The organism is Lactobacillus delbrueckii subsp. bulgaricus, from assembly GCF_046938665.1.
Classification (GTDB): domain Bacteria; phylum Bacillota; class Bacilli; order Lactobacillales; family Lactobacillaceae; genus Lactobacillus; species Lactobacillus delbrueckii_C.
The window spans coordinates 1-19920 of sequence record NZ_JBKZCD010000008.1 but is presented as its reverse complement, the minus strand read 5'-3'; the positions used below and the strand labels follow the sequence as shown (position 1 = coordinate 19920).

The window sequence follows — 19920 nt, the reverse complement described above, 5'->3', positions numbered from 1 at the left end:
CTTTTTGTTTGACAATAATCAATAGAAAGCAAAAGAGGTGAAAAGATGCCATTACCAATTGTTGCCATCGTAGGGCAGCCAAACGTGGGCAAGTCAACCATGTTCAACCGGATCATCAATGAACGGGTGGCGATCGTGGAAGACCGGCCAGGCGTGACCCGGGACCGGAACTATGCCCGGGCCAGCTGGATGGGCCACCAGTTCAGCATCATCGACACCGGGGGCATTACCTGGGAAGACAGTACGATTGACGAAGAAATCCGGGCCCAGGCGGAAATCGCTATTGAAGAGGCCGACGTCATCGTCATGCTGGCTGATGCCAGCCAGGGGGTGACCAGCCTGGACGAACGGATCGCCCACCTGCTCTACCGGGCCGATAAGCCAGTTCTTTTGGCTGTTAATAAGGCGGACAACCCTGAGCAGCGGACTGATATCTATGACTTCTACAGCTTGGGCTTGGGCGACCCAATCCCGGTTTCCGGTTCCCACGGGACAGGGATCGGTGACCTGCTGGACGAAGTGGTCAAGAACTTCCCTGCCGATGCTGAAAAGACCGAAGAAGGGGTTATCTCCTTCAGCGTGATCGGCCGGCCAAACGTGGGCAAGTCATCTATCGTCAACCGCTTGTTGGGCGAAGAACGGGTGATTGTGGCCAACGAAGAAGGGACGACCAGAGACGCCATCGACACGCCATTCGTCAAGGACGGGACCAAGTTCCGGGTTGTTGACACGGCCGGGATCAGACGGCGGGGCAAGGTCTACGAAAAGACCGAAAAGTACTCCGTTATGCGGGCCATGAGTGCCATGGAACGGTCAGACGTGGCTATTCTGGTCCTGGACGCCAGCACTGGGATCAGAGAGCAGGACAAGCACGTGGCCGGCTACGCCCATGAAGCGGGCCTGGGGATGATTATCGCTGTTAACAAGTGGGATTTGCCGAAGAAGGACTCTTCATCCGGCAAGGACTTTGAAGCGGTGATCCGGGAAGAATTCTCCTACCTGGACTATGCCCCAATTGTCTTTGTTTCAGCCAAGACTGGCAAGAACATCGACCAATTGCCGAAGCTGGTCAAGGAAGTTTACGAGAACAAGAACCAGCGGATCCAGTCATCCGTCTTAAACGACCTGCTCCTGGAAGCCAGTCGCTTGGTGCCAGCGCCGATGGTCAAGGGCAAGCGGCTCCGGGTCTACTACATGACCCAGGTCAAGACCAATCCGCCGACCTTCGTTGTTTTCTGCAACGATCCGGAATTGATGCACTTCTCCTACCAGCGCTTTTTGATCAACCAGCTGCGGGAGAATTTCGACTTCACCGGGACCCCGATCAAGATCCTGCCGCGTAAGCGGAAGTAAGACCCGGCTTTTCTTTTTCAATTTGTGACATTCTCTTGAAAAAGTGCTAAGCCGCGGGCTAAAAGCCTTGTAGGGACAACGTTCTTGTGATATTTTAGAGAGCAGGGAATTAATTGAATGCAGCAAGCGCTCAGTGTCCCTCATTTCTGCAAGAGAAATGAAGTGATTAGACGCGAGTCTAATTTATAGGAGGTGAATTCCACATGGCAAATAAGGCAGAATTAGTTTCAGAAGTAGCTGCAAAGACTAAGTTGACTAAGAAGGACGTTTCAGAAGCTGTTGACGCAGTTTTCGAAGCAATCCAAGAAGACTTGGCTAAGGGCGAAAAGGTGCAACTGATCGGCTTCGGCACTTTCGAAGTTCGTGACCGTGCAGCTCGCAAGGGCCGCAACCCACAAACTGGTGCTGAAATCGAAATTCCAGCAAGCAAGGTTCCTGCATTTAAGCCAGGTAAGGCTCTTAAGGACGCTGTTAAGTAATTGACGCGCTTTAAAATAAAGAAACGCCGGTATTTCTGGCGTTTTTTTGTTTGGGCAAAAAACTTTTTTCACTGGATAGTTACGGTACAATAGTAAGCAGAAAGTGAGGACAAAGATGACATATTCTGAACAATTGTTGGACGCGATTCAAGGCCACCGCTTCAGTGAGAGCCGCGCCCTCTTGAAGCAGGCCCTGGAAAACGATGATCCGGAGATTCTGGCCTCTCTGGCGGAAAACCTGACCGACCTGGGCTTTACTGATTTGGCCAAGGAAGTCTACCGCAGCTTGATCGCTGATTTTCCCAATGAAGACCTCTTCAAGGTCTACTTGGCCGAAATCCTCCTCAATGACGGGGCAGAGGACGATGGCTTGACCCTGCTTTACAATGTGCCTGCTGATTCAGATGCCTATCTGGAAAGCCTCCTGGTCCAGGCTGACTACTACCAAAGCGAGGGCCTGATCGAAACGGCGCGGGCCAAGATGGAGCAGGCCCGGCAGCTGGCCCCGGATGAAGATGCCATTACTTTTGGCCTGGCGGAACTGGACTACATGAGCGACTTGAACGACCAGGCCCTGCCTCTGTACCAGGACTTGCGGCAAAGACAGACCATGTTCGGGGAAGTCAACCTTAACCAGCGGGTCTTCCAGACCCTGGCTAAACTGGGCCGGTATGAAGAAGCTGCTGCTTTTATCAATGACCATAAAGAAGACCTCCTGGACATCGACGCCAAGTACCAAGCCGGGGTAATCATGGAAGAGGCAGGCCAGTTTGACAAGGCCATCTCCTTCCTTGATGATGTTATCAAGCAAAGCCCTGACTACGTCAACGCTTATCCTTTCCTGGCCAAGGCCTACCAGGAAGAAGACAATCCAGAAGAAGCCCTCTTTGCCGCTCAGACGGGCCTGGGTTACAATGAGCTGGATGAAGAGCTTTACCTGACCGGGGCTAAGGCAGCCGCCAAATTAGGCAAGGCTGAGGACGCTGAAGACCTCTTGCAGCGGGGCCTTGAGGTCAATCCGGACAATTCCAGCCTCCGCCTCTTGCTGAGCGACCTCTACTTAGCCCAGGGGCGGGCAGAGGACTCCCTGGCCCTCTTTACCTCTCTGGCTGATAGCGACCTGGAGCCCCAGGCCCATTGGAACATGGCCCGGTCCTACCAGGAAATGGAAAAATATGACCAGGCCCTGCAGGAATATCTTTTGGCCTACCAGAGCCTGCAGGCAAGTCCTGCCTTCTTGCGGGGGATGATCTCCTTTGCCCAGGAGAGCGCCCAAGGCGACCTGGCCCGGCAATTGCTGGAGAAGTACCTGCAGCTTGTGCCAGATGACCAGGAAATGCAGGACCTTTATGAGCAGCTGAGAAATTAGAATTTTGGATGATGACCAGCTTTTGCTGGTCATTTTTCTTTTTTAATATTTTCCAGCCTTTTAGCGAGCAGGGGAGAAAAGCGGTAAAATAGAAAGATAGACCATTAAACATTTTGGAGGGATGATTTTGCAATTCAGCTTTAACAAAAAGCGTGACCGGGCCGTCTACTGGAAGTACTCTGTCTTCTTCCTCTTTTTGGCGGCCTGCGTTTTTGGACCTTACTTGATTACGGGCCACAGCCTGATCTGGAACACCGACGCGGCCAACCAGCACCTGCCCTTGATGGTCAAGTACCGGGAGTACGTGCTCAGTTTCCTGCGCCACTTAAGCCAGGGGCCGGCCGAGTGGTCCTGGACCATGGGCCTGGGCAGTGACCTCTTTTCCGTCTTTTCTTACTATACGATTGGTGACGTCTTTGCCTACCTGGCTCTTTTGTTTCCAACCAGCCACCTGGTCTTTGCCTACCAGCTGATTCTGCTTTTGCGCCTTTACTGCGTGGGCTTGGCCTTTGTCTATTTTGCCCGTCACTTTGACTTTAAAGACGGTGTTATCTTGGTTGGCAGCGGGGTCTACATGGTCAATGCCTACCTGCTGTACGCGGCCCTGGCTCAGCCAATGTTTACCACAACCTTTATCCTTTTTCCCTTGATCGTGGTCCAGCTGGAGCGGCTCTTGCAGGGAGGAAGCGCCTGGCCTTTATTCGGGGTCTTTGTCTGGATGCTGGTCAGCAACTACTATCTGGCCTTTGTCCTGGGCTTGGGGGCAATCATCTATCTGCTTTTGCGCTGGGGCCTGGCTTATTGGAAAAAGATTCCTTTCTGGCCAACAATCAAGAAGCTTTTCTTTGCCAGTTTAGGAGCGGTCTTCTTGTCAGCTGGCCTGCTTTTGCCAGAACTTCTGGCCGTGGTCAACTCCACCCGGACCGGGTCCCAGTTTGCCAATGGCTTGACCTTTTATCCGGCCTACTACTATTTGCTTTTGCCAAAGGAACTGATTGACGGGGACAATTGGAAGTTGATGTTCTGGTCAGCCTTGGGCCTGGCCAGCATCATCCTGCCGGCCCTGGTCTACCTCTTCCGTAACTGGCGCAAGTACCGCCTGGTTGCTGCTTCTCTGTTATTAGGGGCAGTCATGCTCTTGATTCCGGCAGTCGGGGCAGTCTTTAACGGGGGGATGTCAGCGTCAAACCGCTGGACCCTGCTCTTGTACCTGCCTTTTGCTTTCAGCGTAATGGTCTTTGTTAAGGCGGCCGGCGAGCAGGCGGTTAGTCAAAAGGAGATGCAGCTGATTTTTACCGTCAGCGGGATCTACCTGATCTACCTGGTCGCCATGTCCTTTTTGGAAAATGACTACAAGCTCTTCTTGCCGGTCATCTTCCTCTTGCTCAGTCTGGGGGCCAGCTACCTGGTCAACGAAGGACAGGCTTTAAAGCGGACGCTATTGCTTACTGTAGCGGCTAACTTGGCCTTTAACGCCCTGTACGCGGCTCTTCCATACAACGGCAACTTCGCGGCCAACATGCTGGTCAGGGGGGAATATGAGCAAATCGCGGAAGACCGCTATGGCGGTTTAAACCAAATCCTGCCGGCCGGCTTTTACCGGGTCAACACGGTGTCAAATAACCAGTTTGTCAGCCAGAAGAAGCTGTTTAACGACTTGACCAGCGGCCTGGCCAACGTGTCATCTTACTATTCCATCCAGAACCAGTACCTGGGTCAGTTCTCGACCGACCTGGGCAACCTGCAGTATGATAACAACATTCCCTTCCACCAGCTGGATGACCGGACAATATTGAACAATTTCCTGGGTGTCCGCTATATTTTTAACCAAAAATACTCAGTAAATGGCAGCAAGGTGCCCGGGACTTACGACCTGATCGCTGCTGGCAAGGAGAAAAAAGACCAAAATCAAGAGTCTGTCTACCAGGCCGAGCTCTACAAGACCACAGAGGCCTTTCCGCTGCTTTGGCTAAGCTATAAGGCAATTAGCCCCAGCCGCTACCAAAAGCTGTCAGCGAGCCAAAAAGAGCGGGCTCTGGCCAGCGGGGTGGTGGTCAAGGGGCTTGGCCTTAAAGCCGCGAAATTGACTGGGGTCAAGACCATCAAGGCCAGCCTGGTCGCTGCCAGTGGCCAGAAGCTGAGCAAGAATAAATTGACCTATACGGACTCTGATGCCAGCTACAAGTTGAAGCTGCACTTGTCAGATGAAGAAAAGGCCAAACTGGGCAAAAGCGAGCTGCATGTCGAGATCAGCCAGATTTCCTACCAGCCTTTCACTTTAAGCCAGCAGCTGGACTTGGAGCTGAAGAAGGCCAAGCAGGAGGCCGGCCTGGCCGGGCAGACCTTTAATGAGCAGGCGACCCGCTACAAGTACTGGCGCTACCACCTTTTGGCCGGTTCACCAGACCCCAGCTACAAACTGACGGTAACGGGGAAGAAGGGCAGTGAAACAATTGTGCAGAGAAGCCAGGATATGACTTCCTTTTACCGCCTGGTCGACAGCGCGGTCATGAACATGGGCACTTACCAGACTCTGCCCAATAGTCTGACCTTCCAGCCTTCAAAACTGGGGACCTACCGCTTCAAGATCAAAGTTGTAGCAATTCCTTTGAATCAAGAATACACGAAAGAAGTGCGGCAGATTCAAAAGCAGGGGGTCAAGCAGCTGAAACTCGCGCAAAACCAGCTGACTGGCCTCTTTACTAGCAAGAAGGCTGGTGTCGTTACTTCAACCATCCCTTATTCAAACGGCTGGACGGCTACGGTTGACGGTAAGGCAGTCAAGGTCCTTAAGACCAACACGGCCTTTGTCGGCTTCAAAATGCCAGCAGGCAAGCACCGCGTCCGCCTGGTTTACCGGACGCCGGGATTGCGAAGCGGCCTGTTGATTTCACTCTTGACGGCTTTAGCCATCTTGGCTTATGCCGCGGTTAGTCACAAAGAATGGCGGCGGGAATTCCGAGCCAAGAAAAAAGAAAAATAGCTTTTAATAGTCAAATGCCAATAAAAAAACGAGCCAGCTGGCTCGTTTTTTGTCTGCATATTTTTAATTTGCTGCTTTTATTCCTTGATCAGCTTGCGGGCAACCAGATCATCCTTCATCAGTCTGGTCATCACCTGGGCAACTTCCTTGGCCCGGTCGTTGGAGTCCATGTGGATGGTCAAACCGTTGTCTGACTGGATCAAGGTATGAGGAAGTTCAACCTGGTTGTACTTAAGGTCTGGGTCCAGGTCTGGCAGCATGTATTCCAAAGTTGCCGTCCAGCCCAAACCGCCGACTGCCATTTGCAGGGCGACTTCGTAGTCGTTGACCTTGATGCTCTTGTTAACGGAGAGGTTCTGGTCTTCAAGCAGGTGGTCAACGGTCTTTTGGAAGCCGGAGTCATCGCTTAAGGAAACCATCTTTTCTTCGCTCAGGTCCATCAAAAGCTGCTGGCTGAACGGAACGTCCCGCTTGCCTTCTTGGTAAAGCTTGCTGGTTTCAGGGATGATCAAGAAGATCCGTGGCTGGAAGAGGAAGAAGTTCTTCAAGTTTTCCCCCCGCAGGAGCGGCCCCAAGTAGATGTCAACCATCCGGTTGTCGATCAAACGCTTGGCAGAGTTGATGGAGAAGGTCTTGATCAGTTCAAAGCGGGTGGTTTCAAACTGCTTTTGCAGAACAGGGATGATCTTCCCACTTTCGCCTGGTGCCCAGATCGGGGAGAAACCGATCTTGATGTAGGACTGCTCTTCTTCAGTGAAGCGGCGCAGGTCCTGTTCGATCTTCATCTGGTCGCTGTGCAGCTTGGCTAAGCCGTCGCAAAGGGTCCGGCCGGCTTCAGTCAGTTCGATCGGCAGGGTTCTTCTTTCCAGGAGAACGACATTGTATTTCTTTTCTGCCTTGCTCAAAACCTGGCTGACATATGGCTGGCTCAGGAAAAGCTTCTTAGCGATATCGCTGACTGTCTGGCAGTCTTCAGCAGTGGTCAAGATTTGGTAAAGTACGTCTTGTTTCATCTTAATGCTCTCTTTTAAGTGAATGAATTTACAAAATAAATTTTACAATACGATTATTATAGCGCCTTTTTCTTATTAGTCAACGCCAATCATGCTTACTCAATTTTGACATAATATTCGGTGAAATTCAAATAATTACTGCTGTTTTTTCGGATAAATGCGACTTTTCCGATCAAGAAAGAGGAATGAAAGCGGTATATGAAATCTAAATCATATATTTCCGAACTTATGTTGGCGGCTTTTAGCAGGAAATTTTGGCAAAAAAGTTTGAAAATTGCTAAAAAACGTTTTAAAAAATGCTAAATTCTTGCTAAAAACTAAAATTTTAGCAAAAATAAGAGTTAAGACTTAACGATGAGGAAGAAGACATGAACTTTCAACACTTGGAATACTTCAACGAGCTGGCTGAGACCCAGTATATGGCCCAGGCAGCGGAAAAACTGGGGATTTCCCAGCCAACCTTGAGCTACGCGGTCAAGAAACTGGAAGAGGAACTGGGCGTTCCCCTTTTTGAAAGAGAAGGCCGCAATATCCGCTTGACGGTCTACGGCAAGGTCTTCAAAGAGTATAGCGAGGCCGGGGTCCAGCAGATCCAGGAAGGGCGGCGGCAATTGTCTGAGATGGCCCTGGGCGAAAGCGGCAAGCTGTCAATTGGGGTGGCTGAAATCGTGGCCCATAAATTCATTACCGATGTGATCAAGGACTACCGGCAGGTCAATCCGGAATACCGGGTCGACTTTAATTTAAAGCGGGCCGTGACCAGCAAGCTCCTGGACATGCTGCAAAGCGGGGAACTTGACCTGGCCATTGTCACTACCCGGCCGGGTGAAAAGATTGCCGGCTTTGACTTAGTACCAATGATGCACAGAAAGCTGGAGCTGCTCTTGCCGGCGGGCCATGAACTGGCCAAGCAGAAATCGGTCAGCTTGAAGCAGATCGAGCAGTATCCTTACCTGGCTTTTGGGGAAGAACATGCCTTGGCCGGGATCATCGCTGACGTTTTTGCTAAAAATGACATCCATCCCCAGATCAGCAGCGTGACAGACGATGTCCGGACCCTGGTTGACCTGGTGGCGATCGGTGAAGGGGTGGCTCTCTTGCCTAAGTCCAAGTATCACGAATCTGCCGGTGCTATTGCCGTGCCGGTAACGGAAGATACTTCTTACACCATCAGCCTGGCCAGCCGGAATCTGGCCCAAGAGCCGAAGGTCGCCCAGAAGATGGCTTCCTTTATCGTGGACTTCTGCCAGACCCGGGGCTTAACGTGGTCCTAATTCACTAGCGGCTTGGTCGTACTTTTCTTTAGCCCGGCTGACCTGCTTTTGGTACTGGGCCAAAGTCAGGCCGTTGATGCTGACGACGGCGTTGTAGTAGGCCAGTTCAGTCTTTTGGACCGCTTTATAGCTGGCATATTTAATTTTGGCATTTTTATACTGATACTGCTTGAGAAGGGCCAGAAGGTCGGCCTGCTTGAGCAGTTTTTTCTTGCCCTTTTCCAGCTGGCTCTTTTCGTCCTTAAAAGCTTGGCTGACAGCTTTAGACGGGGAGAGGGGAGCTTTCTTGCTCTTGCTCTTTTTCTTTTGCTGATTCGCCTTTAAGGCATCTTGCCAGGCGGTAGTTACGCTGGTAGCAGCTTCATCGATGCTCTTGGCGATGTCCGTGCTGTTTTGCCGGAACTTTTCCCCGGTCTGGTCGTAATTCTTGTGCTTAAGGGCGATAGCAGCCTGCCTTTTCTCTTGCAGCAGGACCTGCTTGTGCCGGCCGCCGAAGCCAATCAACATGATGAATAAGGCACCGACCAAGAAAAAGTCGCAGGCAAAGCGCAGGCGCGGCTGGCTGGTGATGAGGCCAAAGAGCCAGATCAAGGCAAAAAGGATGAAGATCCCGCAGCCAATCCAGCCCAGGATAAAATATTGGGAGATAGTCATTATTTTTCCTCTTTTCAATTATTTTCTCTTTTCATGATAAACTATTTTTCCCAGGCCGGCTTTCTTTTGGCAAAAATCCGCAGAATCTTGCCAGTAAAGCGGGTAAACGCTGCCGAAAACTGGCCGGATAGTGCTATAATTTTGTTAAAGGTCTGCAATATAGCAGGCAAAAAGTCATGAATGGGAAATAAGACAGATGGCAAGGATTATTGATACTCAGCGAAAGTTACTGATCCAGCACGGCTTGCTGGAAGACATCAAGGAAGCAGGGGAGGAATACGGGAGTCTGACGGCCGCCCTGGCCGCTCCTGACTGGGCCCTGCTGGACCGGGAGCTCAGCCCCTTATTTAAGCAGGTAAAGTTCTGCCTGCTTTTTGGGGAGGAAGAAGTTCCCGAACTCGCCGCGGCAAGTGAACTGTCCCGGCTTTTTCCGCTCTTAGCTAGCGACTGCCCGGACTTAAAGGAAAAACTGGCTGCCGGCCGGCTGGCGGTTAGTTTTTCACCGGAAAAAGAAAGCAACTTCTTCCTGCTGACCGGGAAAGACCAGTACCGCTTCTACTGGGGGCAGGGGGCGACCTACTTCTTAAGCAGTGGGGAAAAGACCGGTGACGACTGGGCCATGGTCCAGCAGCTGGTCAAAGAGCTGCCGGCCAAGGCCAGAGATATTTTAGACAAGGAGCTCTACCAGGGCTATTTGGACCTGGCAGAAGACAAGCGGTCCCAGTACCTGCTGGAAGTCAGCGGCTTGGCAGATAAAATTGCTGAAGCACCTTTAAAGGATTTCAAAGAAGCAACCCGGCTGGGGCAATTAGGCCAAAGTCAGGCCGGCGTGTCCTTTAAGAAGACGGCCAAGCTCCTCCGCTTTAAAAGCGGGATTGACAAGGAAAACTTGACGGGAAAAAAGATCCTGGCTGATGAGGAATTGAGTAAACGGCTCAGCCAGATCGTCTTTGGCGAGGGCAATGAAAATGGCGAGGCCATTGTTTTGCCGGATGAAAAGGCCCACTACCCGCGCCCCCTTTACCTGCAAGACCCGGTGACCGGGACAATTCTGGAGAAGCCGGCAATCGACTCCTACCAGGAAGAACCAGTCGCGGTCCAAAAGCCGACCCGGCAGGACGTATCAGCAATTTTTGACATTATCCGCTTCTACCGGGATCGCAAGCAGGATAATGAATCCCAGGCTGCCTTCTCCTTCTTGATGTATGTCCTGGAAAGCGGCAGCATCTGGAAGATCCGCCAGGCCATCGATGAGCGAAACGGGATCGTGGAAGACGTCCCGATCGTGGCCGGCCTGGTCGGGCAGGGGGAAACTGGCAAGTCGACCCTGCTTAAAATTGCCTCCAACTTGACCATCGGCAATACCAAGGAGATCGTTCAGGCCAGTTCAGAAGACAAGCTCTTCGGGATGACGGCAGCGGTCAGAAAGAAGCTGCTGGCCGGCAAGAGCTTGAGCAAGCAGGACCGGGTCAGCGCCTACAGCTCCAACCCCAAGGTTATCAACAAGAATATCTGGAACTTTACCGACCACTACATGGATGAAGACCAGGTCATCACCCCGATCTGCATCGATGACCCGGAAGTCTCCCTCTTTTCTTCCAGCGCTGCCCAGAGCTTTTTGAAAAAGCGGAGCAACCGGCATGGCGAGAAACTGGGGGTGGAACCGGTGGCCATTTTCAGCATGAACAGCAAGGGCAAGGACATCGAGCTGTTGACTGAAGTTGGCCGCAGGGGCTACGTGATCAGCCAGGGCAACCAGTTCCGCAAGAAGACGGACGCGGACATCCACTTTTTTGAATACCTGGATGGCAATACCGACAATCACGGCCACTGGTTGAACAACACCCTCTTCCTTTACCTGACCCGGCAGATCGACCGCTGGCTGGAAGAGATGGATGACGAGGACTACTTGAAGCTCAAGCACGACTTCCTCTACCCGGTTAAGCACGCCTTCTGGCAGTTGGTTGAAGAATACGGCCTGGTCAACACGGAAACCAAGTACTACTTCCACATGAAGAACTACAATATTGTTGAGGACCTGGGCCGGCGGAACTGGAGCATTCTCTTGCACGATGAGGCGACCTTGCGGGAAATCACCTTTACCCGGGACAATCCGGAATGCATGATTCCGGCCCGGGTCTTCCCCAACAAGGGCAACGACATCAACCGCTACTTCGCCTACCTGCCGGCTTCAGCTGAGATTTGCAAGACTTTTGACAGCCAGGGGCTGACGGTCAAGATGGCCAATATGGACCTCTGGCAGGGCAACCACTTGCTGACTGAGCGCTATGAGAAGGAAACCGGGATCGCGGCTGAGCGCTTTGAAATGGAAAAGGCCAGAGCCGCCGCGGAAGTCCAGGGGCAGAGAATGGGTGAAAACATTGCTCCATACCTCAAGAAGAATGCCGAAATGATGGACCGGATGATGAAGGTCACTGAACAGAATGCCCAGCTTTTGGCGGAAAAGGAAGCCCAGGCTGAAAAGCGGCAGCAGGCAGAAGCTGAGAAGAAGGAGCAGGCCGACCAGATCCAGAAGCTGCAGGATGAACTGGCCCAGGCCAAGGAGGCCGCAGAAGCCGCCAAGAGCGAGGAAAAGAAGCCGCGGGGCTTCTTCGACCGCTTTTTCAAGTAATTTTTTAGAAAGAAGAATAAGATGACCGACACGCAAAGCATGATTGCCGTTCAAGAAAAAGACAATACCGTTTCCAGCCTGGTCCTGGACCATGACGGGGACTTGGAAACAGCCGGCCGGATTCTGGAGGAAAACTACCAGGATTATGAGCAAGTCCTGGCCCTGGTCAATTTAGGTGACTTAAAGAGGCTGGGGAAGACGGCGGAAGAAAGCTGGGCCTACTACCGGGACGAGCATGAAGACCAATTGGTCTTGGAAAATTACGTGGACACGGAAGTTTTTGACCGGGCAACTGAAGAGCAGGGAGACTACTTTGCCTGCTGCTTTTTGTACTGCAAGTATGAAGGTGACTTCCAGTGGCTAGTCAGAGATTTTTCCACGGGCGACAAGCGCTTTAAGCCGCTGAAGGAAGCCCTGGCTTAAGAAAAGAGGGACGGCAATGACGGATTTGGCCCAGCTGGGCGGGGATGAACTAAAGGAGATTTTGGACGAGAAGCGGAGAAGCCGCTGGCAGATCGTTTTTGGGGCCCTTTTGACCGACACGGCAGCCCAGCAGGCCGCTGTTCCCAGGAAAGAGATGCCGACCTTGATCAAGCTGAAGGCCTACCAGACCAAGCTGATCCGCCAGTATGACGAGGATATCAAGCTTCTGCAGGAAGAATTTGCTGACCGGGGCCAGGAAGTGCCAAGGCAGGCCTTGGCCTGGAAGAAAAACTACTTTTTCCCGCTGGCGCCGACGCCCATTGACCAGTGCCTCAGCTTGGAAGAATGGAGCGAGCAGACCGGCCTGCCCCTGGCGGCAATCGCACACAGCCTGGTCTTCATGGGGGTTAAAGAGCGGGCCTATAATTTGCGGGCCAGCGCCCTCTATGACCCAGCTGACCTGGCCTTTTTGAAAAAAGTGCCAGCTGGCAGCCTGGCGGCTAAAGGCTTGACCAAGGCGGCCTGGGTGAAATTGACCGGGGTCAGCCTGGGCAGGCTGGACAAGTGGCTGGGCTCAGAAAGCAGTGGCGACTGGCTGGCCTGGGACCTGGCCTTGACCGCCAAGGAAAATTTGAAATAACATGCAAAAAGGCTAGAAGCAGTAAGTGCTTCTAGCCTTTTAATTTAAGCCAGTTCATGCATGGCTGGCAATTTGCTTTCTTCCAGCCAGTCATAAAAGGCTTGGCTGGCGGTAGACATGGTCCGCTCGGGGATGGCTGTGCCATAGCTGACCTCGTTTTTGCCGGACAGGGGAACGACTGTCAAGTCCTTCAGCTGGTCAGGCAAGAGGAAGTTAGGCAGGATGCCGATGCCCAGGCCGGCCTTGATGCTGAGCATGGCAGCGTTGATGGAGTTGGCGGAAGTTACTTTGAGGTGGGGGAGTTCCTGCCAGAGGATCTTTTGCAAAGAGTACTGGCCAGGGGTGCAGATATTGTCACTTAAGAAGATAACTCTTTGCTTGTCCAGGTCGCTGTGCTTGACCGATCCGCGGATGGCAAAATCATAGTCCTGCTGGAAAACGGCACAGTACCTGCCTGTTAAAAGCGGCTTGAATTTGACATTGGCACTCGGACTCAAGGAGTCTTGGCTTAAGAAAACGATATCCAGGGCGCCTTCGTTTAAGAGGCCAACCAGGTCCCGGTTGTTATGGCTTTCGATGTAAAATTGGACCTTGGGATTTTCCGCTTGGTAGGCCTTGATGCTTTTAGACAAGGCAAAGATTTCGTAAGGGGAATTGCTGATGCCGATGGTGATCTTGTCTCTGGCCTGCTCGTTTAGGGCTTCCAGCTGCCTTAAAGTGTCCACGTAATTGTGGTGGACAGGGCGGATGTCTTCATAAAAGGCCTTGCCAACCGGGGTTAAGGAGACCTTCTTTCTGGTCCGGTAGAAAAGGTCGGCCCCGATATAGCGTTCCATCGAGGAAATGGTCTGGGAGACCGCCGATTGGGAGACCCCCATATTCATGGCTGTCCCGGAGAAGCTCAGGGTTTCAGCCAGGTTAATAAAAATTGCCAAGTGTTCTGTGTTCATTCTTTGCTCTCCAGCTCCTTATTCTGTGACCGGGTGGGTGGCCGGCAGCCCCCGCTCTTTGACCCAGGCGATAAAATCGGCGGCCGGTGACTTCCGGTCTTTCAAGGTGACCATGCCGATTTCATCAGTAACTTCCTTTTCCAAAGGGAAAAGCTCCAGCTGGTCATCGCTGGGGTCGACGACAAAGTCAGCACAGATGCCGATGCCCAGGCCGGCGGAAATCATCTGGATGTAGTCGGCCATGTTGTTAGCCACGGCATAGTCCAGGCTGGCCAGGTCCCGGCTTAAGGCATTCTGCAGGGAGTTCTGCTTGGGCAGGCACCAGCTGTTGTCCAGGAAGATCAAGCGCTCCTTAGACAAGTCCTTCAAGGTAACGGGCGAATTGCCCATGTAGCAGTAGTTCTTGCTGCAGACAGCGTAAAAGCGTCCTTCCAGCAGCTTTTCGTAAGTCAAGGTGATGCCGGAGTCGATTGATTCTGGTCTGGTCAAGATCACGTCGCAAAAGCCCTGCTTTAAGCGGGCAACCATGGTCCGGTGGTCGTAATTTTCCAAGAAGATCTTGACTTCCGGTCTGACCTTCCGGTATTCATTGATCAACTGGTTGATGGCGTAGCGGTCATAACCGGACCCGGAGAAGCCAATGGTCAAGAGAGTGTTGACTGACTGGGCCACTTCCCGGGCATGGGTGACAGCCTTGTTGAACTGGGTGATGACCGGCTGCATCCCCTGGTAAAAAAGCTGGCCGGCCGGGGTCAAATTGACTTCTTTGCGGCTGCGGTAGAAGAGCTTGGTATTTAAGTAGCGCTCTAATGAAGAAATTGACTGGGAAACAGCCGATTGGGTAATATTCATGTTTTGAGCAGTCCGCGAGAAGTTCAGGCTTTCTGCTAAATCAAGGAAAATTTTGATTTTATCGGTATTCATGGATAGTATTAGTCTTTCTGATTAATTTTGTTTGCTCTCGTTATGAGCACAGAATACCCCATTATTTAGTCCAAGTCAAAGAACTGGTTTAAAAAATTGATCAAAAAAGCGAAAAATATTATCAATTTAGGATGAATGCGATCAGGACGGGCTTTGCCGTGAAAATGGCAAGCGCTTTATGTAGATTTTTGCAGAAAAATTCAAAAAAGTTTGTAAAAGGGGCTTGCATAAAATGAGAGACCTGTTAGAATTAAATCCAACAAGTTAAACGAAGGAAGTAGTACCCGCTCCCCTGACTCTTCAAGCGAGTTTCGTAGTTGAGAGGAAACAGAGCCAGCGCGGGGAACGCAGCCGGGAAAATGACCGAGAAGCGGCCATCGTTTGATTCGCGTTAAGAATCAAGAGGGTCCAGCCGGATATAGCTGGGAATTAAAGGTGGTACCGCGAGCAAGTCGTCCTTTTGCAATTAGCAAAAGGGCGGCTTTTTTGATAGAAAAGGTGATAAAAATGAGGCGGACTAACGGAACAGATTAAAAGTAAGTTAGAATTTTACAGGAGAGAATATTAATGAACATCGACAAGAGCAAGATCAAGAAAATCGTATTGGCATACAGCGGCGGCCTGGACACTTCCGTGATTATTCCCTGGTTGAAGGAAAACTACAACAACCCGGAAATTATCGCGGTCTCAGCCAATGTCGGCCAGGGGGATGAACTGGAAGGGCTGGAGGAAAAGGCCAAGAACTCCGGGGCGGCCAAGCTGGTCGTGGCCAACTTGGAAGAAGAATATGTCAACGATTACCTGCTGCCATGTCTGAAGGCTGATGCCAAGTACGAAGGCTACCTGCTGGGGACGGCCAACGCCCGTCCTTTGATCGCCAAGGCCCTGGCGGAAGTAGCGATTAAGGAAGGGGCGGACGCGATTGCCCACGGGGCAACCGGTAAAGGCAACGACCAAGTTCGTTTTGAATTAGGGATCAAGCACTTTGCCCCGGACATGCCGATCATTGCTCCTTGGCGGGAATGGGACCTGGTTTCCAGAGAAGATGAAATCGACTACGCCGCCGCTCATAATGTTCCTTTGCGGATCAGCAAGGAGACCAACTACTCTAAGGACAAGAACCTCTGGCACTTAAGCCATGAAGGGCTGGATTTGGAAGACCCGAGTCTTGAGCCAACTTATGAAAAGCCGGGCTTTTTGGAAATGGGCGTGTCACCGCTGGATGCCCCGGACAAGCCAACTTACCTGCAGCTGGACTTTGAAAAGGGCGTGCCGGTTGCCTTAAACGGGCAGGAAATGCCTTTAATGGAAATGCTGGAGAAGCTGAACAAGGTCGGCGGGGAAAACGGGATTGGCCTTTTGGACTTGGTCGAAAACCGTTTAGTCGGGATGAAGTCAAGAGGGGTTTATGAAACTCCAGGCGGCAGCATTCTCTACTTTGCCCACGAATACCTGGAAACCATCACCCTGGACAAGCAGGTTCAGCACAAGAAGTCTGAACTGGCCATTACATACGGGGAACTGGTTTACGACGGGCAATGGTTTACCCCATTAAGAGAGGCACTGGCTGCTTTTGTCGACAAGACCCAGGAATGCGTGACCGGGACGGTCAAGCTGAAGCTCTACAAGGGCAATATCATCAAGGCCGGGGTAACTTCGCCAAACAGCCTTTACTCAACTGAACTGGCAACTTTTGACGAATCAGACTATGACCAGGCGGAAGCTGCAGGCTTTATCAACCTCTTCGGCCTGCCGATCCAGGTGCAAGCCAAGCTGGACGCCAAGAAAAAGTAAGACGGGACAAGTTTTTTAGATTAGGTGATTGTGATATGAAAAAAATGTGGGCCGGCAGAACTTCCGGTAAGACTGACCAGATCGCGGACGACTTCAACTCATCCATCCGTTTTGACCAAAGAATGTATCCAGAAGACATAGCCGGCTCCATTGCCCATGCCAAGATGCTGGCCAAGCAGGGGATTATTCCTGAAGAAGCAAGTGCGAAAATCATTGCCGGCCTGGAGGGCATCTTGGCTGACTTAAATAGCGGCAAGCTGGAAATCGATCCGGCCGCTGAAGACATTCATATGTTTATTGAAGAAACCTTGACTGACCGGATCGGCCAGGACGGGAAGATGCTGCACACGGCCCGGTCAAGAAACGACCAGGTGGCTCTGGATATCCGTTTGTATATGCGGGAAGAAAACGGGCAGATCAAGCAGCTCTTAAAAGATTTGGTGGCGGCTCTTTGCGACCAGGCAGAAAAGTACAAGGCCAGTCTCATGCCGGGTTATACCCACCTGCAGCGGGCCCAGCCGGTCACTTTTGGCCACCAGCTGATGGCTTATGCTTACATGTTTATGCGGGATCTGGACCGTCTCGGGCAGATGGAAGAGCGGATGAACTATTCGCCAATCGGCAGCTGCGCCCTGGCCGGGACGACTTACCCGATCGACCGGGTTTATGAAGCGGAACTTTTGGGCTTTAAGGCTCCGGTAGCCAACAGTTTAGATGGGGTTAGCGACCGGGACCATGTGGTGGAAGATTTAAGTGATTTGGCCCTGGTGATGATGCACCTCTCCCGCTTAAGCGAAGAGCTGATCTTGTGGTCATCTTGGGAATTCCACTTTGTCCGCCTGGCGGATGCTTATACGACTGGGTCTTCCATCATGCCGCAGAAGAAAAATCCTGATATGGCCGAACTGGCCCGGGGGAAGACCGGCCGGGTCTACGGGGACTTGATGGCGATTTTGACGACTTTGAAGGGACTGCCCCTGGCCTACAACAAGGATATGCAGGAAGACAAGGAAGCCTTGTTTGACGCCATCGACAATGTTGAGCTGTGCCTGGAGACTTTTATTCCGATGATCAAGACCCTGGAAGCCAATGAGAAGGCCATGCACCAGGCGGCGCAGAAGGGCTTTATTAACGCGACGGACTTGGCGGACTATTTGACCAAGAAGGGGATGCCATTTAGAGATGCCTACCATATTTCCGGGCAATTGGTGGCCTTGTGCATCGACCAGGACACGGTTTTAGAAGACTTGCCGCTTGAAACTTACAAGGGCTACAGCGACTTGTTTGAGGAAGACTTGTACCAGGCAATTGACCTGCATAACTGTCTGGCCAAGCGGACTTCTTTGGGAGGACCGACGCCGGAGTCAGTCCAAAAGCAGGTTGATGAGGTCAGAGGCAAGCTGGCGGAAGAAAATTAGAATAAACGCAAAAGGCGGACCAGGCTGCAAGGCTTGATCCGCTTTTTTAGGTAGAGGAAGAGGGCGTGGAGATGGTATAATTTGGAGGAAGAAAACATATTATTAGGAGGCAATGGAATGGCTAAAGTAAGCGAAGCGCAAAGGAGAGCAAACAAGAAGTGGGATGAGGCCAACAAGGAGCGGAAGGCCTATATTACCAAGCGGTCAGCGGCGAAAAACTTTATCTTGAAGCTGGCAACCGCGGAAGATCTGGAGCTCATGGAAGAATATATTGCAGAGCGCAGAAAGATGCTTGAGGAGTAAAGAGGAAATTTCTAGTCGGGAGCGGTGAGCAGCCTCTTTAAGTTAGCAGAAGGAATGTGGTGGTAGAAGATGAAGGAAGAGCCATGGGATACTGAGCAGGATAATAAAGATGAGAAATCCGGTTGTGAATGGATATTGTTTATTGTCCTCGTAGTGGCAGTTCTTTGGTTTATAAAATGGTTCTTTGATCGCTATGGTGACTTAATACTAGGACTAATAGTACTGTCCATAATTGGAATATTCGATATGATTCATTCGATATTTAAGAAGCTTTTTTAAATGTTGAAGAGCTAAAAAGCCGCTTAGAGATCTTCTAAGCGACTTTTTGCATGGAAAACTAGATGAGAAATAGTTACTTTGAATTATCCTCATCAAGTTCAATCAGATCGTCAAGGACTTGGCCTGGCGTCTTACCCAAGGCTTGTGCAACTGCACTAATGACTTTGACGGTTTGCCTGGACAAAGGCTTAGTTTCTTTAACGGCGTTGGCCAAGGTCGTATTAGCAATCCCAGTTTGTTTAGCTACTTGGTAGCGAGTGACACCGTTTTGATCGAGATATTTTTGCAGCGCGTTCATTTGATTTAGATGTCCTTTCCTAACACTATATGAATATAATAACGCTGGAGTTATTATTTCGCGAGAGAAAAAAAGAGGGATGCAGAGGACTTTTTCTGATATTGGCATGCTTTTTGACAGGAAATATAGATGATCATTTAAAAGTTGGTGTGTTATAGTCATAATAAGAGATAACTAAAAATTTAGAAAAGAGGGAGCCGTGATTAAGAGCGGAATAACTATTCAAGTGGCTAGCTTGGGAGGGACTGACCCTAATCATGGCAAATGTGTAAATGAACATTGATGTAGTTATAGCAGTAATTTTTGCATTCCTCGGTATTGGCTGGTTATACTACTATGCGCGCTTGAAGCGGGCGGAAAAAATCGGCAGGAAGCTGGAAGAACGTTTAATGCTAACTTCCCAGAGCAATCAAACTCAAGTCCTCTGAGAAAGTGCCCTAAACCCGCAAAAATACTACATTTTTAGCACATCTTTGCTTGCATTGATGTGCTTTTCTATGTTATAATTTGAGTATGATATCATACTCAACAAAGGAGGCCATCATGTACTACAACTGCCTGGTTAATATTCCTAAGAACACTGGTAAAATTTCCAGAAATAAACGGGGGAAGACTACCTACATCGAATACACTTATGCTAGAGAGTATCTCCCCGAGAAGAAATACAACGTCGCCAGAAGAACGACCATCGGGAAAGCCGACCCAGATCATCCGGGAATGATGTTTCCTAACCCTAACTTCGAAAAGTTCTTCCCTGATGTTGAGATTCCTGCCGAAGGAACTGCGGCTGAACCAGTCAACGAATCCAGAAGCAGCTGTATCCGAATTGGTGCCTTCTCTGTAGTCAGACGAATTATTGAAGACTACAAGCTCGCTGAACACTTGAAGCGCTGGGATGACCGGGGAAAAGGGCTGCTTCTTGATCTCGCCGCGTATTCAGTTATCGCAGAAAGCAACGTGGCTCAGCACTTCCCGGATTATGCCTACAACCACCCTTTGATGACGCCACAGAATAAGATTTACAGCGACTCTACAATCTCGCGCTTCATTCGCGAGATTGATGACAATGACAGGGTCGACTTCTTGAACAGCTGGAACGCCACCCACGATAAGAACGAGAAAATCTACGTTTCA

Annotated in this window: 17 protein-coding genes and 1 pseudogene; 13 read left to right on the top strand and 5 right to left on the bottom strand. The window is 50.9% G+C overall.

Going from position 1 to position 19920, the window contains the following annotated elements:
* Positions 1-45 precede the first annotated feature (45 nt).
* The 4 genes from der to ACLUXO_RS05415 all read left to right on the top strand — a co-directional run bounded on the left by der (position 46) and on the right by ACLUXO_RS05415 (position 6184).
* A complete protein-coding gene (der, locus tag ACLUXO_RS05430; protein WP_412136659.1) occupies positions 46-1353 on the top strand; it encodes a ribosome biogenesis GTPase Der in 1308 nt (435 codons plus the stop codon).
* Between the two features lie 203 nt (positions 1354-1556).
* Entirely contained in the window at positions 1557-1832 is a 276-nt protein-coding gene (locus ACLUXO_RS05425) for an HU family DNA-binding protein (RefSeq protein ID WP_002877566.1), read from the top strand.
* 115 nt (positions 1833-1947) lie between these two features.
* Positions 1948-3201, top strand: a complete 1254-nt coding sequence (locus ACLUXO_RS05420; protein ID WP_412136658.1) for a tetratricopeptide repeat protein — start codon at positions 1948-1950, stop codon at positions 3199-3201.
* 121 nt (positions 3202-3322) lie between these two features.
* Positions 3323-6184 carry a YfhO family protein gene (locus ACLUXO_RS05415; RefSeq protein WP_412136657.1) on the top strand — a complete coding sequence of 954 codons (2862 nt, stop codon included), beginning with the start codon at positions 3323-3325 and terminating at the stop codon, positions 6182-6184.
* Between the two features lie 77 nt (positions 6185-6261).
* Here ACLUXO_RS05415 and ACLUXO_RS05410 read toward each other — a convergent pair whose 3' ends face one another.
* Positions 6262-7197, bottom strand: a complete 936-nt coding sequence (locus tag ACLUXO_RS05410; protein WP_231521532.1) for a LysR family transcriptional regulator — start codon at positions 7195-7197, stop codon at positions 6262-6264.
* Between the two features lie 368 nt (positions 7198-7565).
* Here ACLUXO_RS05410 and ACLUXO_RS05405 point away from each other — a divergent pair, with 368 nt between their 5' ends.
* The gene (locus ACLUXO_RS05405) at positions 7566-8471 is read left to right on the top strand and encodes a LysR family transcriptional regulator (protein ID WP_412136656.1); all 906 of its coding nucleotides are present in this window, start codon (positions 7566-7568) and stop codon (positions 8469-8471) included.
* Here the strand turns inward: ACLUXO_RS05405 and ACLUXO_RS05400 are convergent.
* Entirely contained in the window at positions 8457-9125 is a 669-nt protein-coding gene (locus tag ACLUXO_RS05400; protein ID WP_412136655.1) for a hypothetical protein, read from the bottom strand. The two genes, ACLUXO_RS05405 and ACLUXO_RS05400, sit on opposite strands and share 15 nt — an antisense overlap.
* Before the next feature lie 196 nt (positions 9126-9321).
* On the opposite strand from ACLUXO_RS05400, the gene ACLUXO_RS05395 reads away from it, so the two are divergent.
* From ACLUXO_RS05395 to ACLUXO_RS05385, 3 genes are read left to right on the top strand one after another with little or no spacing between them, the layout of a single operon-like run.
* Positions 9322-11757, top strand: a complete 2436-nt coding sequence (locus ACLUXO_RS05395) for a hypothetical protein (protein WP_412136654.1) — start codon at positions 9322-9324, stop codon at positions 11755-11757.
* 21 nt (positions 11758-11778) lie between these two features.
* A complete protein-coding gene (locus ACLUXO_RS05390) occupies positions 11779-12180 on the top strand; it encodes a hypothetical protein (protein WP_412136653.1) in 402 nt (133 codons plus the stop codon).
* Positions 12181-12196: 16 nt separating this feature from the next.
* The gene (locus ACLUXO_RS05385; RefSeq protein ID WP_412136652.1) at positions 12197-12820 is read left to right on the top strand and encodes a hypothetical protein; all 624 of its coding nucleotides are present in this window, start codon (positions 12197-12199) and stop codon (positions 12818-12820) included.
* A gap of 44 nt (positions 12821-12864) precedes the next feature.
* On the opposite strand, the gene ACLUXO_RS05380 is transcribed toward ACLUXO_RS05385, so the two are convergent.
* The gene (locus ACLUXO_RS05380; RefSeq protein ID WP_412136651.1) at positions 12865-13770 is read right to left on the bottom strand and encodes a LysR family transcriptional regulator; all 906 of its coding nucleotides are present in this window, start codon (positions 13768-13770) and stop codon (positions 12865-12867) included.
* 18 nt (positions 13771-13788) lie between these two features.
* Positions 13789-14694, bottom strand: coding sequence for a LysR family transcriptional regulator (locus ACLUXO_RS05375; RefSeq protein WP_412136650.1), 906 nt, complete (start codon positions 14692-14694; stop codon positions 13789-13791).
* A gap of 567 nt (positions 14695-15261) precedes the next feature.
* Here ACLUXO_RS05375 and ACLUXO_RS05370 point away from each other — a divergent pair.
* From ACLUXO_RS05370 to ACLUXO_RS05355, 4 genes are all read left to right on the top strand, one after another.
* Complete coding sequence (locus ACLUXO_RS05370; protein ID WP_003611079.1) at positions 15262-16488, top strand: argininosuccinate synthase; 1227 nt, start codon at positions 15262-15264, stop codon at positions 16486-16488.
* Positions 16489-16523: 35 nt separating this feature from the next.
* Positions 16524-17906 carry an argininosuccinate lyase gene (argH, locus tag ACLUXO_RS05365; RefSeq protein WP_412136649.1) on the top strand — a complete coding sequence of 461 codons (1383 nt, stop codon included), beginning with the start codon at positions 16524-16526 and terminating at the stop codon, positions 17904-17906.
* Positions 17907-18023: 117 nt separating this feature from the next.
* A complete protein-coding gene (locus ACLUXO_RS05360; protein WP_412136648.1) occupies positions 18024-18209 on the top strand; it encodes a hypothetical protein in 186 nt (61 codons plus the stop codon).
* 69 nt (positions 18210-18278) lie between these two features.
* Positions 18279-18488, top strand: coding sequence for a hypothetical protein (locus tag ACLUXO_RS05355; RefSeq protein WP_412136647.1), 210 nt, complete (start codon positions 18279-18281; stop codon positions 18486-18488).
* A gap of 73 nt (positions 18489-18561) precedes the next feature.
* Here ACLUXO_RS05355 and ACLUXO_RS05350 read toward each other — a convergent pair whose 3' ends face one another.
* The gene (locus ACLUXO_RS05350; RefSeq protein ID WP_412136646.1) at positions 18562-18786 is read right to left on the bottom strand and encodes a helix-turn-helix domain-containing protein; all 225 of its coding nucleotides are present in this window, start codon (positions 18784-18786) and stop codon (positions 18562-18564) included.
* A 543-nt stretch (positions 18787-19329) separates the two neighbouring features.
* Between ACLUXO_RS05350 and ACLUXO_RS05345 the strand changes: the two are divergent.
* Positions 19330-19920, top strand: a pseudogene (locus tag ACLUXO_RS05345) (IS1634 family transposase); the annotation flags it as partial.

What these genes read in the sequence shown, in the direction of transcription:
- ACLUXO_RS05375 (WP_412136650.1), bottom strand. Translation starts at nt 14,694, where the DNA reads ATGAATACCGATAAAATCAAAATTTTCCTTGATTTAGCAGAAAGCCTG.
- ACLUXO_RS05355 (WP_412136647.1), top strand. Translation starts at nt 18,279, where the DNA reads ATGAAGGAAGAGCCATGGGATACTGAGCAGGATAATAAAGATGAGAAA.
- ACLUXO_RS05380 (WP_412136651.1), bottom strand. Translation starts at nt 13,770, where the DNA reads ATGAACACAGAACACTTGGCAATTTTTATTAACCTGGCTGAAACCCTG.
- ACLUXO_RS05420 (WP_412136658.1), top strand. Translation starts at nt 1,948, where the DNA reads ATGACATATTCTGAACAATTGTTGGACGCGATTCAAGGCCACCGCTTC.
- ACLUXO_RS05370 (WP_003611079.1), top strand. Translation starts at nt 15,262, where the DNA reads ATGAACATCGACAAGAGCAAGATCAAGAAAATCGTATTGGCATACAGC.
- der (WP_412136659.1), top strand. Translation starts at nt 46, where the DNA reads ATGCCATTACCAATTGTTGCCATCGTAGGGCAGCCAAACGTGGGCAAG.
- ACLUXO_RS05415 (WP_412136657.1), top strand. Translation starts at nt 3,323, where the DNA reads ATGATTTTGCAATTCAGCTTTAACAAAAAGCGTGACCGGGCCGTCTAC.
- ACLUXO_RS05410 (WP_231521532.1), bottom strand. Translation starts at nt 7,197, where the DNA reads ATGAAACAAGACGTACTTTACCAAATCTTGACCACTGCTGAAGACTGC.
- argH (WP_412136649.1), top strand. Translation starts at nt 16,524, where the DNA reads ATGAAAAAAATGTGGGCCGGCAGAACTTCCGGTAAGACTGACCAGATC.
- ACLUXO_RS05360 (WP_412136648.1), top strand. Translation starts at nt 18,024, where the DNA reads ATGGCTAAAGTAAGCGAAGCGCAAAGGAGAGCAAACAAGAAGTGGGAT.
- ACLUXO_RS05405 (WP_412136656.1), top strand. Translation starts at nt 7,566, where the DNA reads ATGAACTTTCAACACTTGGAATACTTCAACGAGCTGGCTGAGACCCAG.
- ACLUXO_RS05400 (WP_412136655.1), bottom strand. Translation starts at nt 9,125, where the DNA reads ATGACTATCTCCCAATATTTTATCCTGGGCTGGATTGGCTGCGGGATC.
- ACLUXO_RS05385 (WP_412136652.1), top strand. Translation starts at nt 12,197, where the DNA reads ATGACGGATTTGGCCCAGCTGGGCGGGGATGAACTAAAGGAGATTTTG.
- ACLUXO_RS05425 (WP_002877566.1), top strand. Translation starts at nt 1,557, where the DNA reads ATGGCAAATAAGGCAGAATTAGTTTCAGAAGTAGCTGCAAAGACTAAG.
- ACLUXO_RS05350 (WP_412136646.1), bottom strand. Translation starts at nt 18,786, where the DNA reads ATGAACGCGCTGCAAAAATATCTCGATCAAAACGGTGTCACTCGCTAC.
- ACLUXO_RS05390 (WP_412136653.1), top strand. Translation starts at nt 11,779, where the DNA reads ATGACCGACACGCAAAGCATGATTGCCGTTCAAGAAAAAGACAATACC.
- ACLUXO_RS05395 (WP_412136654.1), top strand. Translation starts at nt 9,322, where the DNA reads ATGGCAAGGATTATTGATACTCAGCGAAAGTTACTGATCCAGCACGGC.